The following is a 14,156-nucleotide window of genomic DNA, read 5'->3' as shown; positions in this document are numbered from 1 at the left end:
GTCTTTTCCCCCTCGCCCCTTTGGGGAGAGGGACGGGGTGAGGGGTGGGGGAGATTACTGATTACCCGCCCATACCACCAACACCTTATCGCCCTTGTGCTCGCGCACGAAGCCATACCCCTCTTTCAGCGACAGCGTGGTTTGCTTGCCTTCGCCAATTGCAGGATGGCGGGCGCGGAACTGGCCCAGCGTTTGCCAGTGGGCAACGGTTAAGGCCTGCTTGCCCGTGACGTCCTGCCAGTTCATATCTGACCGGGTACCCTGTAGTGGGTCGGAGCCTGTCGGCCCGAACGGACGCTCGGATTCATCCCCGTAATAGATTTGCACGCTGCCCGGTGCCAGCAGGAGCAGCTCCGCAGCGCGCTGGCCCCCTTCGCGGAACAGACGCGTATCATGTGATGAGAGGTAGCTCAGCACGTTGAAGCTTTGCAGCTTCTCCGCCATCTGCTGCCAGGTAAGGTCCATATCGGCCAGGCAATCCACCGCTTTTGCCGCCTGCTCCTGATAATCAAAATTAATCATCGCATCAAAACCGTGGCGGTAATAATCGCTTTGCATCACCCCGTGGCCCCAGGATTCTCCGGTCATCCAGAACGGTGCGTTATCGAGCTTTTTGTCCGGGTTAGCCCCTTTCCAGGCGGCCAGCGCCTGGTTTGCCTGGTCTTTTAACTGTTGCCAGGCCTCAAGCTCGACGTGCTTCGCGGTATCCACCCGGAAACCGTCAATGCCGTAGTCGCGCACCCACTGGCTGAGCCAGTGGGTGAGATAGTCGCGTGGGGTATACCCCGGGATGGCTTTCGCGTGGGTATCGGGCTTGTGTTGATAGAAGTTGGGTAGGCCTGAAGGGGTAGTGGATTCCGTTTTCAGGTCCGGGAGAAATGCCAGCGACATGGTTAAATCGTCGAAGCCGGGGTTGTCGTAATCGCCAATGTCGGTGCGGATCCATTTCTTGCCCCACCATTTTTCCCATGCGGCTTTGTCGCTGAAGTTGATGTAATCGTTGAAGCTATGCCAGCTTTGGCCCGCGCCAGGCTTCCAGTCAGTCCAGCGGTCTCCCAGCGTCTTTTTCAACTCATCGCCCTGCAGATACAACGCGCCAAACTGGTACGCCTGCATGTCCGCAAGCGTCGCGTAGCCCGCGTGGTTCATGACGATATCGAACAGGATGCGAATGCCGCGCCTGTGTGCTTCATCGACAAGATGGCGCAGGTCATCCTCGGTGCCCATGTTGGCATCAAGCTTCGTCCAGTCCTGGGTGTAGTAGCCGTGATAGGCGTAGTGTGGGAAATCCCCTTTGGTGCCACCGCCTACCCAGCCGTGGATCTGCTCAAGCGGGGAGCTTATCCAGAGCGCATTCACCCCCAACTGCTGTAAATAGTCGAGCCTGCTGGCGAGCCCTTTGAGATCGCCACCGTGGAAGGTACCAATCTCCTGCATGCCGTCTTTGTGGCGGCCATAGCTGTTGTCGTTGCTCGGGTCGCCATTCACAAAGCGGTCGGTGAGCACAAAATAGACGGTGGCGTTCTGCCAGCTAAACGGCGCTGGCTTGTCGGTTTCGGCGCCCTCAAGCAGCAGCAGGCCACCACTGCTGGCGGCGGGCTTTAGGGTAATGTTTCCGTTCTGCACCGTCGCGGTCTGTTTGCTGTAAAAATCACGCACCACGGAGCCTTCCGGGAAGGTATGGCTGACGTCCAGCGTCAGCGGTTTACCGTCCCACTTCGGGCACTGGCGGATAACGCTTGCAACCGACTGTTCTGCGGCACTCTGAATTGTCAGCAGCAGGGTGGGCGTGCCGGAGCGGGTATCAATCCGCATCTGGTAGTCACCGTCGCGGAAAAGGCGCCACTGCGGCGGCGTGCCGTCACAGGGCTTAAGCGACAGCATCTCATTGAGTTTTATCGCCTCCGCAGGCTGCCAGCACGTCTTGTCAAAACTCAGCGTCAGAGGACGCGTACCCTTCGCAAGCTTTGTCTGGCTGGTGAAAATGCCGGTGCCTTCGGCGCGAAATGCTTTAAACCCCGGCGATGACCAGTCGGCATGTGCCAGAGCGGGTAACAGCAGAAGAGCTAATGCGGTGCGTTTCATTCCATTTTCCTGTCGCGGCATTTTTGACCAGTGTGCCATCAGGATGCGGTGAAAAACTCATCCCCCATCGCTTTCTCCCGGGAGGACGTGTGAGGATGAGTGATCCCGCGCAAAATGAGGCAGTTATCTGCGATATCGCACACATTTTTTCAGGAATGATGTTTTTGTGAGCAATTTTCAGGTGACATAGTTTCGGAATTGGACTATTTCTATACGTGCTCTTGAAGTCTATTTTTGATATGATTTGAGATTCCGCTCTCAAATTTGTGAAAAAAATAAGGTGTTGGGATGATTACATCCGACCAGGAGACCTAATGATATCGACTCCCATTCGACGATATGGGGCCGCGATACTCATGTTACTCACCACGACATTTTCGGGTGGGGTGCTTGCGAAGACGCACACGGATACAACGAGTAAGAAAGCCCACGTAATAAAGACGACAAGTAGTAAGGTTAGCAGTAAACAAGAGTATTCTCGCAATAGTGCAAAGAGTAGTTCACTTCCTGATTTGCGAAAATACCCTTCCGGAACACCAAGAAAAAAAGCGTTTCTCCGGACGGTAATGCCTTACATAACAAGTCAAAATGCCGCGATTACGGCGGATCGTAACTGGCTGATTTCAAAACAGTACGATAGCCGCTGGTCGCCGTCTGAACGCGCGCGTCTGAAAGACATCACGAAGCGCTACAAGCTGAGCTGGAACGGTAACACGCGTCGCGTACCGTGGAATGCTCTCCTTGAGCGTGTGGACATTATCCCAGGCAGCATGGTTGCGACCATGGCGGCAGCCGAAAGCGGCTGGGGGACGTCTAAGCTGGCGCGTAATAACAATAACCTGTTCGGCATGAAGTGTGCGAAAGGTCGTTGTAATAATGCGCCCGGTAAGGTGAAGGGCTATTCTCAGTTCGAATCAGTAAAAGATTCCGTGAATGCTTACGCGGTGAATCTTAATACGCACCCGGCCTACTCATCGTTCCGTAAATCACGCGCTCAGTTGCGTAAAGCGGATCAGGAAGTGACGGCCAGTGCGATGATTCACAAGCTGAAAGGTTATTCGACGAAGGGAAATAGCTATAACAACTATCTGTTCGCTATGTACCAGGATAACCAGCGCTTAATCGCCGCCCATATGTAATGTCAAAAAACGCCTTCCACCTGGAAGGCGTTTTCTTTTCTATATCAGCACCTCGCTGTGGCGATCCCGATACTCTTTTGGGGTGGTGTCATACTCTTTGCGAAACACCGAATAGAAATACTGCAGCGACGGGTATCCGCACATCTGCGAGATTTCGTTGATCGACAGTGACGTGGAGATGAGCAGGCTGCGGGCCTTCTCCAGCTTCTCCGCATGGATGACGGCATGAATAGTCTCGCCCACCTCTTCTTTGAAGCGCTTCTCCAGATTCGAGCGGGAAATGCCCACCGAATCCAGCACCTGATCGACCTTAATCCCTTTGCAGGCGTGGTTGCGAATATAGTGCATGGCCTGAATGACGGCCGGGTCGCTTAGGGAGCGATAATCGGTTGAGCGACGTTCCACAACGCGGACAGGCGGCACCAGCAGGCGCTGAAGCGGCAGAGACTCTTTATCGAGCAGGCGGTGCAGCAGCTTCGCCGCCTGATAGCCCATCTGACGCGTGCCCTGTGCAACGGAGGAGAGCGCTACGCGGGACAGGTAGCGGGTCAGTTCTTCGTTATCAATGCCAATCACGCACAGTTTTTCGGGCACCGGGATATGCAAATGCTCGCAGACCTGCAACACGTGTCGGGCGCGGGCGTCCGTCACGGCAATAATACCGGTTTGCGGCGGCAGCGTTTGCAGCCAGTCCGCCAGGCGGTTTTGCGCGTGCTGCCAGTTCTCTGGTGCGGTTTCCAGCCCCTGATAGACCACGCCGCGATACTTCTCCTGCGCGACCAGCTGGCAAAACGCATGTTCGCGCTCAACGGCCCAGCGCTTGCCGCTGGTGGCGGGTAAACCATAAAACGCGAAGCGATGGACGCCCTTCTCTTTTAAATGGAGAAAGGCGGCCTCGACCAGGGCATGGTTATCGGTGGCGATATAGTGGACCGGGGGATAGTGTTCAGGTGAATGGTAGGAGCCGCCGACGCCCACTATCGGGACGTCGACGTCGGTCAGCAGTTGCTCGATGACGGGGTCGTCATAGTCGGCGATGACGCCGTCCCCCAGCCAGTCTTTAATGTTCTCCAGACGGGTGCGGAAGTCTTCCTCAATAAAGATATCCCACTCGGATTGCGACGCCTGCAAATATTCACCGACACCTTCCACCACCTGACGGTCGTAGGCTTTGTTGGCATTGAATAACAACGTAATGCGGTGACGCTTTTCAAACATGGCTCACTTCCCAATTAAGTCACTATACGGTTATCAGGCCCGTCGCTTGGTGGCAGAATCCATCCAGACTGCCAGTAAAAGAATGGCCCCCTTGACGATATACTGCCAAAACGTCGGGACGTCCATCATACTCATCCCGTTATCCAACGACGCCATGATAAATGCCCCCATGACCGCGCCCGCCACGCTCCCGATACCGCCTGCGAGGCTGGTGCCACCGATGACGCAGGCGGCGATAGCATCCAGCTCGGCGATGTTGCCGGCGGAGGGAGAGCCGGCCCCCAGACGCGAGCTGAGGATCAACCCGGCAATAGCGACCATGAGGCCGTTAATGGCGAAAACCGCCAGCTTGGTACGTTCGACGTTAATACCCGAGAGGCGGGCAGCTTCAAGGTTGCCGCCGATGGCATAAATACGGCGGCCAAACGCGGTGCGCGTCGCCATAAACATGCCGCCCAGCAGCAAAAGCGCCAGCAGCAGCACCGGCGTCGGAACGCCGCGATAGTCGTTAAGAAGCCAGATGGCACCCAGCACAATGACCGCCGTCAACGCCTGACGTCCCACCACCGACGTTGACGCTGGCGATGCAAGCCCCAGCGCCTGACGGCGCATGCGTCCACGCCACTGCCACGCGACAAACGCTAGCAGCCCCACCACGCCGATCGTAAAGCCGATGCTATCAGAGAGGTAACTCTGACCAATCTGCGACATGGCTGCGCTGGTCGGGGAGACGGTGGTACCGTTGGTAATACCGATCAAGATCCCGCGAAAGGCCAGCATCCCCGCAAGGGTGACAATGAACGACGGCACCTTACGGTAAGCAACCCACCAGCCGTTCCAGGCGCCTAAAACCAGCCCCAGCACCAGCGTCACCGCCACTGTCAGCGGCAGCGGCCAGCCAAGCCAGACGTCAAAAATCGCCGCCACGCCGCCGAGAAGACCCATCATTGACCCGACAGACAGGTCGATTTCCGCAGAGATGATCACGAACACCATGCCCACGGCCAGGATGCCTGTGATAGCGGTCTGGCGGAGCAGGTTGGAGACGTTTCGCGCGCTCAAGTACGAGCCATCCGTCATCCAGGTAAAGAACAGCATGATGACGATAATCGCCGCGATCATCACGAAAACCTGCAGGTTCAGCGCTTTTAGCCCAGCGAACGCGCCGGGCGTCGGAACAGCGACTTTGATATCAGACGGATTGCTTTTCGACATGACGTTCGCTCCTTAAAGCGGCTTCCATCACCTGCTCCTGCGTCAGGTTCTGGTTAATCAGGTTGGCTTTCAGTTTTCCCTCGTGCATGACCAACACGCGGTCGCTCAGGCCGAGCACTTCGGGTAACTCAGACGAAATGACGATGACGGCAATCCCTTGCTGTACAAGCTGATTAATCAGTTTGTAGATTTCGTATTTGGCACCGATATCGATCCCGCGCGTCGGTTCATCAAGGATTAATATGCGTGGATTGAGGAGCAGGCAGCGTGCCAGAATCGCCTTCTGCTGGTTACCCCCGCTCAGGCGGCCGATTGCCAGTTCCGGCGAAGAGGTTTTGACCTTCAGCCGGGCAAGCGACTGGAGGATGCACTGCTGCTCGGCAGCATCGTCCAGGCTGCTCAGCGCGCCGGAGAACCGATCGAGTGCCGCAAGCGTAATGTTTTTACCCACCGCCATGACCGGTACTATGCCGTCTTTTTTGCGGTCTTCCGGCACCATGGCAATGCCGCGGGCAATCGCCTGCTGGCAGCTGTCGATTTTCACCGGCTGGCCGTCGATATAAATTGTGCCCTCCCAGCGTCCTGGCCACACGCCAAACAGGCACTGCACGGCTTCGGTGCGCCCGGCACCGACGAGGCCCGCAATCCCAAGAATTTCGCCGCTGTGAAGGGAAAACGAAACATTATTTACCCGCTTGATGTGGCGGTTGACGGGGTGCCAAGCGGTGAGGTTCTCCACGCGCAGCACTTCATCGCCCTTTGTGTGGGGTTCATTCGGGTAGAGTGCCGTCAGCTCGCGGCCCACCATCATGGTGATGATGTCATCTTCGCTCATGCCTGCGGCTTCACGCGTGCCGATGTGTTGCCCGTCGCGGATCACGCAGATGGTGTCCGAAATGGCTTTGACCTCGTTCAGCTTGTGCGAAATGTAGATACAGGCGATGCCGTGGTTTTGCAGATCGCGGATGATATTGAGCAGAACCGCGGTTTCCTGCTCGGTGAGCGAGGCCGTTGGCTCATCGAGGATCAGCAGCCTGACCTGTTTATTCAGCGCCTTCGCAATTTCGACCAGCTGCTGTTGCCCCAGACCCAGATCGCCCACGCGGGTATCCGGCGAAATGTGGAGGCTCACCTGCGCCAGCAGCTTTTCACAGCGGAGCGTCATGGTGTCGTAATCCAGCACGCCGTGGCGGGAAATCTCGGCTCCGAGGAAGATGTTCTCCAGCACGGTGAGATGCTTCACCAGCGCCAGCTCCTGGTGAATGATGGCGATGCCTTTACGTTCGGTGTCGCGAATGTGTGTCGCCTGGATGACTTCACCGGCAAAGACGATTTCGCCTTCGTAACTGCCGTGCGGGTAGATCCCGCACAGCACTTTCATCAACGTTGATTTGCCCGAACCGTTCTCGCCACACAGCGAAACCACTTCGCCGGGGTTCAACCGGAGACTGACGTTGTCGACGGCTTTCACCGCGCCGAAGCGCTTGGTGATGCTTTTCATTTCAAGTAAATAAGGCATAACTGCTCCACATAACCCGAGGGAAGAACAGTACAACGTGATGCGCCCCTGCAGGGCAGGGGCAGCGCCGGATTACAGTTCGCTCTTCTTGTGGAAACCGTCTTTAATCACGGTGGCGTCAATGTTCTCTTTATTGACTTCAATTGGCGTGAGCAGGCGAGCCGGAACGTCTTTCAGGCCGTTATTCAGCGTCGCGTCTGCTTTAGGTTGCTTACCGTTGCCCAGCTCAACGGCGATTTCTGCCGCCGTATTGGCAAGCTCGGTAATCGGTTTGTAGACCGTCATGGTCTGGGTACCTGCGATAATGCGTTTTACGCCTGCCAGATCGGCATCCTGGCCAGAAATCGCAACTTTACCGGCCAGCCCCTGGGCGCTCAGGGCCTGAATAGCCCCACCTGCGGTGGCATCGTTGGAGGCCACAACAGCGTCAATTTTGTTGTTATTGGCCGTCAGCGCGTTTTCCATAATCTTCAGGGCATTTTCTGGCAACCATCCGTCGGCCCACTGATCGCCAACCACCTTAATTTTGCCGTTGTCGATGTACGGCTTAAGGACTTTCATTTGCCCTTCGCGGAACAGTTTGGCGTTGTTATCCACCGGCGAACCGCCCATCAGGAAATAATTGCCCTGAGGCACTTTGTCGATCAGGCTTTGCGCCTGTAATTCGCCCACTTTTTCATTGTCGAAGGAAATATAATAATCAATATCGGCATTATTAATCATGCGGTCATAAGCGAGAACTTTTATCCCTTCCTGCTTCGCTTCTTTCACCACATTACTTAATACCTGGCCGTTGTAAGGGATAATGACCAGAACATCGACTCCCCGGTTGATCATATTCTCGATCTGCGACATTTGCGTTTCTTCATTGCCGTTAGCCGACTGTACAAACACATTCGCACCGAGTGATTCCGCTTTTTTCACAAAAATATCGCGATCTTTTTGCCAGCGCTCCAGACGCAGGTCGTCAATCGCCATGCCAATTTTGACCTCCTTGGCATGCCCTGCAAAGCTTGCAAGGAGGAGCGTAGTGCAGAGCGTTAGGGTCAGGTTCTTTATCTTCATAATTATTAGGCCTTTTTGTAGGGGTATGTGTTGCTGAGATAAAAGAAACATTCACTGCTGGGTCGCAGCAAATTTTTAACGCGGAAAGGCGGGCTGGCAATTACAGATTTTTATCTTCTCATTACGATATTTGGTTTATTTCTGAATTTATGACCGCGATCGGATTTTAAAATTCGTAACGCCTTAATTACATTTGATTCTGGAATGCGCGCCGAAAAATAGTTTGTCTGCGCATTATTTTGCGAGCCAGCGCACAGTTGTGCATTCTCTCAATAGCAGTGTGAAATAACGTAATTGAGCAACCCCAAATGTCTATTCACTATTACTCCTGTATCAACGACTCGCCGCATACCCTGATTATGGAGCTCAATATGCAAGCTTATTTCGACCAACTCGATCGCGTTCGTTACGAAGGCCCAAAAACGACCAATCCTTTAGCATTTCGTCACTACAACCCGGATGAGCTGGTGCTGGGTAAGCGCATGGAAGATCATCTGCGCTTTGCCGCCTGTTACTGGCATACCTTCTGCTGGAACGGCGCCGATATGTTCGGCGTCGGTTCCTTTGACCGTCCGTGGCAGCAGCCGGGTGAGGCCATCGAGCTGGCGAAACGCAAAGCCGATGTGGCGTTTGAGTTCTTCCACAAGCTGAATGTGCCGTACTACTGCTTCCATGATGTTGACGTGTCGCCGGAAGGGGCGTCGCTGAAAGAGTACCTGAACAATTTTGCGCAGATGGTGGATGTGCTGGCGGCAAAACAGCAGCAAAGCGGCGTGAAGCTGCTCTGGGGCACGGCAAACTGCTTCACTAACCCACGCTACGGCGCGGGTGCGGCAACCAACCCGGATCCGGAAGTGTTTAGCTGGGCGGCCACGCAGGTGGTGACGGCAATGAACGCCACGCATCAGTTGGGCGGCGAAAACTATGTCCTGTGGGGCGGTCGTGAAGGCTATGAAACCCTGCTCAACACCGACCTGCGCCAGGAGCGCGAGCAGATTGGCCGCTTTATGCAGATGGTTGTCGACCATAAGCACAAAATCGGCTTCCGCGGCACGCTGCTGATCGAGCCGAAGCCGCAGGAACCGACGAAGCACCAGTATGACTACGACGTGGCGACGGTGTATGGCTTCCTGAAACAGTTCGGTCTGGAAAAAGAGATTAAAGTGAACATTGAGGCCAACCACGCCACGCTGGCGGGCCACTCTTTCCATCACGAAATCGCGTCTGCGATTGCGCTGGGCATCTTCGGCTCTGTCGATGCGAACCGTGGCGATCCACAGCTGGGCTGGGACACCGACCAGTTCCCGAACAGCGTGGAAGAGAATGCGCTGGTGATGTACGAAATCATCAAAGCGGGCGGCTTCACCACCGGCGGCCTGAACTTTGACGCCAAGGTGCGTCGCCAGAGCACCGACAAATACGATCTGTTCTACGGCCATATTGGCGCGATGGACACCATGGCGCTGGCGCTGAAAGTGGCGGCACGTATGATTGAAGACGGTGAGCTGGATAAACGCGTGGCGAAGCGCTACAGCGGCTGGAACAGTGAGCTGGGCCAGCAAATTTTGAAAGGTCAGTTATCGCTTGCGGAAATCGCGAAGTACGCTGAACAACATCAGCTGGCGCCGCAGCACCAGAGCGGGCACCAGGAGCTGCTGGAAAATCTGGTTAATCACTACCTGTTCGATAAATAACAGCATCCAGGCCCGGTAAGCGGAAGCGCCACCGGGCATTTCTGTCAAAGGAGTCACCGCAATGTATATCGGGATCGATCTGGGCACATCGGGTGTGAAAGCCATCCTGTTAAGCGAGCAGGGCGAGGTGTTAGCAACGCAGACTGAAAAGCTGCAGGTTTCACGCCCGCACCCACTGTGGTCGGAGCAGGACCCGGAACAGTGGTGGCAGGCCACGGATCGCGCAATTACCGCGTTAGGCGAGCAGCATTCTCTGCGTGACGTGAAAGCGCTGGGAATGGCCGGGCAAATGCACGGTGCAACCTTATTGGATAGCGAGCATCGCGTGCTGCGTCCTGCGATTCTTTGGAACGACGGCCGCTGCGCAGAAGAGTGCGCGCTTCTTGAGGAGCGCGTACCTGCCTCCCGCGAGATTACCGGCAACCTGATGATGCCGGGCTTCACCGCACCAAAACTCTTGTGGGTTCAGCGCCACGAGCCGGAGGTTTTCCGTCAGGTGGCGAAAGTTCTGCTGCCAAAAGACTATCTGCGTTTTCGCATGACGGGCGATTTCGCCAGCGACATGTCCGATGCCGCCGGCACGATGTGGCTCGACGTGGCGAAACGCGACTGGAGCGAGGCGATGCTGGATGCCTGTAATCTGACCCGCGAACACATGCCCGCGCTGTTCGAAGGTAGCGAGGTGACGGGCACGCTGCTGCCGGACGTTGCCGAACGCTGGAACATGCCTGCCGTACCGGTGGTGGCCGGAGGCGGCGATAACGCGGCGGGGGCTGTCGGTGTCGGGATGGTTGAGGCGGGGCAGGCGATGCTTTCGCTGGGAACCTCCGGCGTCTATTTTGCCGTTAGCGACGGGTATCGCAGCAACCCTGAAAGCGCAGTGCACAGCTTCTGCCACGCCCTGCCTGGAAAATGGCATTTGATGTCGGTGATGCTCAGTGCGGCGTCCTGCCTGGACTGGGCCGCAAAACTCACCGGCATGGCCGACGTTCCGGCGCTCATCTCCGCGGCGCAGCAGGCGGATGACGCGGCGGGTACGGTCTGGTTTTTACCGTATCTTTCCGGCGAGCGTACGCCGCACAACAACCCGGAAGCGAAAGGGGTGTTCTTTGGCTTAACCCATCAACATGGCCCGGCAGAGCTGGCGCGTGCGGTTCTGGAAGGTGTGGGGTATGCACTGGCGGACGGGATGGACGTGGTGCACGACTGCGGCCTGAAGCCGACGAGCGTCACCCTGATTGGCGGCGGAGCGCGAAGCCCTTACTGGCGACAGATGCTGGCGGATATCAGCGGGTTGCAGCTGGATTTCCGCACCGGAGGGGATGTCGGCCCCGCGCTGGGTGCTGCACGACTGGCGCAGATCGCCATGAACCCGGAAAAACCGCTTTCACAGCTGTTGCCGCAGCTTACGCTTGAGCAGGCGCATTTCCCGGACGCTGTACGCTATGCGCGGTACACGGAAAGGCGCGACGTATTCCGCAAAATCTATCAGCAGCTGCTGCCGCTTATGTCTTAAATACGCTTGTCCGGAAGAGGCACGAGGATGTCCTTTTTTGGTCTGTGCGTGCCTTCCATTCCTTGCCAGTATGGTGTTACACCCACTGGCAAGGAGATTTATCATGTCACGCATCGCATTAATCAACATTGATACTCAGCAGTCCTTCCATCAGCGCAATTACTGGCAGGAGGACGAAATTCCTGCCTTTCAGCAGGCGATGCTGGGGCTGATTGAAGGCTGCCAGGCGCGCAATATTCCGGTCGTTGATATTTTTCACGTTGATGAAGACGGTCCCTTTACCCTGGAAAGCGGCTATGTCAAACCGATGGCCTTTTTGCGTCATCAGCCGGATGTTGTTTTCCAGAAACACGTCCATAATGCCTTCACGGATACCGGGCTTGACCGCTGGCTGCGCGAGCGTGATATCAACAGTGTGATTATCTGCGGCATTCGCACTGAACAATGCTGTGAAACCACCGCCCGGGTGGCATCCGATCTGGGGTATGCTGTGACCTTTGTGAGCGAGGCAACGCTGACGTTTCCCATGACCTACAAGGGCATTACCCTTAGCGCAGCGGAAATTCACCACCGTACCGAAACGGTACTGTCCGGGCGTTTTGCCGAAATTAAAACGGTAGCGGAGACGCTGGAGTCACTGTAATGCCCATCGACGTCTGGTTCGTGATGTTGCCCGGAGTGCTGTCATTAGACATGACCGGCCCGGCAGAAACCTTTGTGCTGGCAGGCGACGCGTTTCGTCTGCATTACATTGGCCCGCAGCAGGAGGTTCCGACGTCGATAGGTCTGACGATGAGCGGCATCCAGCCGTTGCCGGAAAGCCTGTCTCCGGGCAGCTTGCTGGTCCTGCCGGGGGTGAGCGACTCCCGCTTTCAGTTCTCAACCCCGCAGGCGCAGCAGATTCAGCACTGGCTGATGCGCCGGCAGCCGCAGATCCAGCGCCAGGAAATCACCGTGATGTGCGTCTGTTCAGGAGCGTTGCTGGCGGCGAAATCGGGCCTGCTGAATAACCGGCAGTGCACAACCCACCATGACGTTATTAGCCGTTTACGCACCGCGGCCCCTACGGCGACGATTAAAGAAAACCGGATATTTGTGCAGGATGAAAATATCTGGACCAGCGCGGGGATCACCTCGGGCATCGATCTGGCGCTGCACACGATCAACCACCTGTGCGGCCCCGAAAAGGCGCTGGCCGTGGCGCGTGAGATGGTGGTCTGGTTCCGCCGTTCCGGTGACGACCCTCAGCTATCCCCGTGGCTACGCTACCGCAATCATCTTCACCCGGCGATCCATCGGGCGCAGGATGCGCTCACCGCCGAGCCGCAAAAAACGTGGAGCTTGCCTGATATCGCCGCGCTGGCGCACGTCAGCCCACGCCATCTCACCCGGCTTTTCCAGTCACATTTAGGGATTAGCGTTCGCGATTATCTGGAGCAGCTGCGTCTGGCGGTGGCGGAGCAGTGGCTGATGCAGGGACGCGGCGTGGAGCAGGCTTCACTGGCGGCAGGATTTTCCTCCCCGCGCCAGTACCATCGCGCCCGGCAGCGGAGCATTAACTGACGAAGCGGCGAGCATCTATTTTTTGCAGCAGCATCGACAGCAGCAGGCTTATCGCCAGCGTGGCGGCAAAAATCCAGACGATATCCAGCACCGGCCAGCTTTTTAGCTCAACGCCTCTCGTGCGCAGCGCGTGGATCACCAGCGCGTGAGAACCGTAAATCCCGAGAGAGTGGCGAGAGATAAGACTCAGCACGGGCAGGGGACGCGCGTTCAGGGTGTTTTTGACGAGCGTAAGCAGCGATACGGCACAGATAAAGACCATCGGCCCGCAATAGAGATACCAGGTATCGGCAAAATTGCCGCGCCACTGAAGCTCATGCAGCGTCCCGCGTGAAATCACCGCCACGCCGGCGATAAACAGCGCCCCGCATAGCCAGTTCAGACCGCGTTTTTGCGTGTCCATCATCCCGATGGCGCGCCCCAGCATGCCGTAAAGCACGTAGTAGAAGGTATCGCCGTTGATATAAAGGTTCACTGGCAACCATTCGAAACCGTCGATTTTCTGCGAGACCATATTCGGGTTGGCGACGATGCCGATCACCACCATCAGGGCCAGGAGCATTTTCCCGCTGACGTTTTTCACCTGAATGAGCGGAGAGACCAGATAAATAACGATGATGGCGAAGAAGAACCACAGGTGGTAGAACACCGGTTTTTGAAGCAAATATTTGAGGGATAACCCGGCGTTAATAGAGGTGAACAGGGTGATATAGAGCAGGGCAACGGCGCTGTAGAACCCCAGGCAGGCCGCGATGCGGATGAAGTGCCTCGGCTGCGCGCTGCGTTCGCCAAAAAAGAGAAAGCCGGAAATCATAAAAAACAGCGGCACGCTGACGCGCGACGCGGAGTTGAGGATATTGGCAATATCCCAGTTAACGGGGCTGATGCTGTGGGCATTCGTGACGTACCAGGTCGTCGTGTGGATCATGACCACCATCAGACACGCTATTCCTCGCAGGTTATCAATCCAGTTAATTTTTGACGGCATCAGTTCCTCGTATTCCCTGTAAATTGAGTGTGACTACCATTGTCCAAAAGTCTTCGTTTGGAAAATTCTGAGTTTTATGTGCAGGCTTGCCGGGAGACCGCGAGATTCGCAGAATGGCAGACCTTAATCTATAAAAGTGTTGATACTAAAAATA

11 protein-coding genes are annotated in these 14,156 nt (G+C 56.2%); 5 read left to right on the top strand and 6 right to left on the bottom strand.

Features of this window, described 5'->3' with window-relative positions; all coding sequences use genetic code 11:
* Positions 1-54: 54 nt before the first annotated feature.
* Positions 55-2,085 carry an alpha-amylase gene (locus URZ40_RS18225; RefSeq protein ID WP_320720958.1) on the bottom strand — a complete coding sequence of 677 codons (2,031 nt, stop codon included), beginning with the start codon at positions 2,083-2,085 and terminating at the stop codon, positions 55-57.
* 314 nt (positions 2,086-2,399) lie between these two features.
* Here URZ40_RS18225 and URZ40_RS18220 point away from each other — a divergent pair, with 314 nt between their 5' ends.
* Complete coding sequence (locus URZ40_RS18220; protein ID WP_045630274.1) at positions 2,400-3,224, top strand: protein bax; 825 nt, start codon at positions 2,400-2,402, stop codon at positions 3,222-3,224.
* A gap of 39 nt (positions 3,225-3,263) precedes the next feature.
* On the opposite strand, the gene xylR is transcribed toward URZ40_RS18220, so the two are convergent.
* From xylR to xylF, 4 genes are all read right to left on the bottom strand, one after another.
* Positions 3,264-4,442 (bottom strand): D-xylose utilization transcriptional activator XylR, encoded by a 1,179-nt coding sequence (gene xylR, locus URZ40_RS18215; protein WP_021242460.1) that lies wholly within the window; start codon positions 4,440-4,442, stop codon positions 3,264-3,266.
* 33 nt (positions 4,443-4,475) lie between these two features.
* Positions 4,476-5,657 carry a xylose ABC transporter permease XylH gene (xylH, locus tag URZ40_RS18210; RefSeq protein ID WP_041911621.1) on the bottom strand — a complete coding sequence of 394 codons (1,182 nt, stop codon included), beginning with the start codon at positions 5,655-5,657 and terminating at the stop codon, positions 4,476-4,478.
* Positions 5,635-7,176, bottom strand: a complete 1,542-nt coding sequence (locus URZ40_RS18205; protein ID WP_320720957.1) for a xylose ABC transporter ATP-binding protein — start codon at positions 7,174-7,176, stop codon at positions 5,635-5,637. Before URZ40_RS18205 ends, xylH begins: the two co-directional genes overlap by 23 nt.
* 72 nt (positions 7,177-7,248) lie before the next feature.
* Positions 7,249-8,241, bottom strand: coding sequence for a D-xylose ABC transporter substrate-binding protein (gene xylF, locus URZ40_RS18200; RefSeq protein WP_008502746.1), 993 nt, complete (start codon positions 8,239-8,241; stop codon positions 7,249-7,251).
* A gap of 371 nt (positions 8,242-8,612) precedes the next feature.
* On the opposite strand from xylF, the gene xylA reads away from it, so the two are divergent.
* From xylA to URZ40_RS18180, 4 genes are all read left to right on the top strand, one after another.
* Entirely contained in the window at positions 8,613-9,935 is a 1,323-nt protein-coding gene (gene xylA, locus URZ40_RS18195) for a xylose isomerase (RefSeq protein WP_116343112.1), read from the top strand.
* 61 nt (positions 9,936-9,996) lie between these two features.
* A complete protein-coding gene (gene xylB, locus URZ40_RS18190; RefSeq protein WP_316380435.1) occupies positions 9,997-11,451 on the top strand; it encodes a xylulokinase in 1,455 nt (484 codons plus the stop codon).
* Positions 11,452-11,554: 103 nt separating this feature from the next.
* A complete protein-coding gene (locus URZ40_RS18185; protein ID WP_166709722.1) occupies positions 11,555-12,094 on the top strand; it encodes an isochorismatase family protein in 540 nt (179 codons plus the stop codon).
* Complete coding sequence (locus URZ40_RS18180) at positions 12,094-13,014, top strand: GlxA family transcriptional regulator (RefSeq protein WP_233003611.1); 921 nt, start codon at positions 12,094-12,096, stop codon at positions 13,012-13,014. The genes URZ40_RS18185 and URZ40_RS18180 overlap by 1 nt, the downstream gene beginning before the upstream one ends.
* On the opposite strand, the gene URZ40_RS18175 is transcribed toward URZ40_RS18180, so the two are convergent.
* A complete protein-coding gene (locus tag URZ40_RS18175; RefSeq protein ID WP_320720956.1) occupies positions 13,007-14,002 on the bottom strand; it encodes an acyltransferase in 996 nt (331 codons plus the stop codon). The two genes, URZ40_RS18180 and URZ40_RS18175, sit on opposite strands and share 8 nt — an antisense overlap.
* Between the last annotated feature and the right edge of the window lie 154 nt (positions 14,003-14,156).

The sequence above is a fragment of the Enterobacter sp. 296B2 genome (assembly GCF_034106185.1).
Lineage (GTDB): Bacteria > Pseudomonadota > Gammaproteobacteria > Enterobacterales > Enterobacteriaceae > Enterobacter > Enterobacter cloacae_N.
The sequence above is the reverse complement of the archived record's forward strand: the minus strand, read 5'-3'. Positions and strand labels throughout refer to the sequence as shown.

Coding starts and splice junctions, on each gene's coding strand:
- xylB (WP_316380435.1), top strand. CDS start 9,997: ATGTATATCGGGATCGATCTGGGCACATCGGGTGTGAAAGCCATCCTG.
- xylH (WP_041911621.1), bottom strand. CDS start 5,657: ATGTCGAAAAGCAATCCGTCTGATATCAAAGTCGCTGTTCCGACGCCC.
- URZ40_RS18220 (WP_045630274.1), top strand. CDS start 2,400: ATGATATCGACTCCCATTCGACGATATGGGGCCGCGATACTCATGTTA.
- URZ40_RS18205 (WP_320720957.1), bottom strand. CDS start 7,176: ATGCCTTATTTACTTGAAATGAAAAGCATCACCAAGCGCTTCGGCGCG.
- URZ40_RS18185 (WP_166709722.1), top strand. CDS start 11,555: ATGTCACGCATCGCATTAATCAACATTGATACTCAGCAGTCCTTCCAT.
- URZ40_RS18225 (WP_320720958.1), bottom strand. CDS start 2,085: ATGAAACGCACCGCATTAGCTCTTCTGCTGTTACCCGCTCTGGCACAT.
- xylR (WP_021242460.1), bottom strand. CDS start 4,442: ATGTTTGAAAAGCGTCACCGCATTACGTTGTTATTCAATGCCAACAAA.
- URZ40_RS18180 (WP_233003611.1), top strand. CDS start 12,094: ATGCCCATCGACGTCTGGTTCGTGATGTTGCCCGGAGTGCTGTCATTA.
- xylA (WP_116343112.1), top strand. CDS start 8,613: ATGCAAGCTTATTTCGACCAACTCGATCGCGTTCGTTACGAAGGCCCA.
- xylF (WP_008502746.1), bottom strand. CDS start 8,241: ATGAAGATAAAGAACCTGACCCTAACGCTCTGCACTACGCTCCTCCTT.
- URZ40_RS18175 (WP_320720956.1), bottom strand. CDS start 14,002: ATGCCGTCAAAAATTAACTGGATTGATAACCTGCGAGGAATAGCGTGT.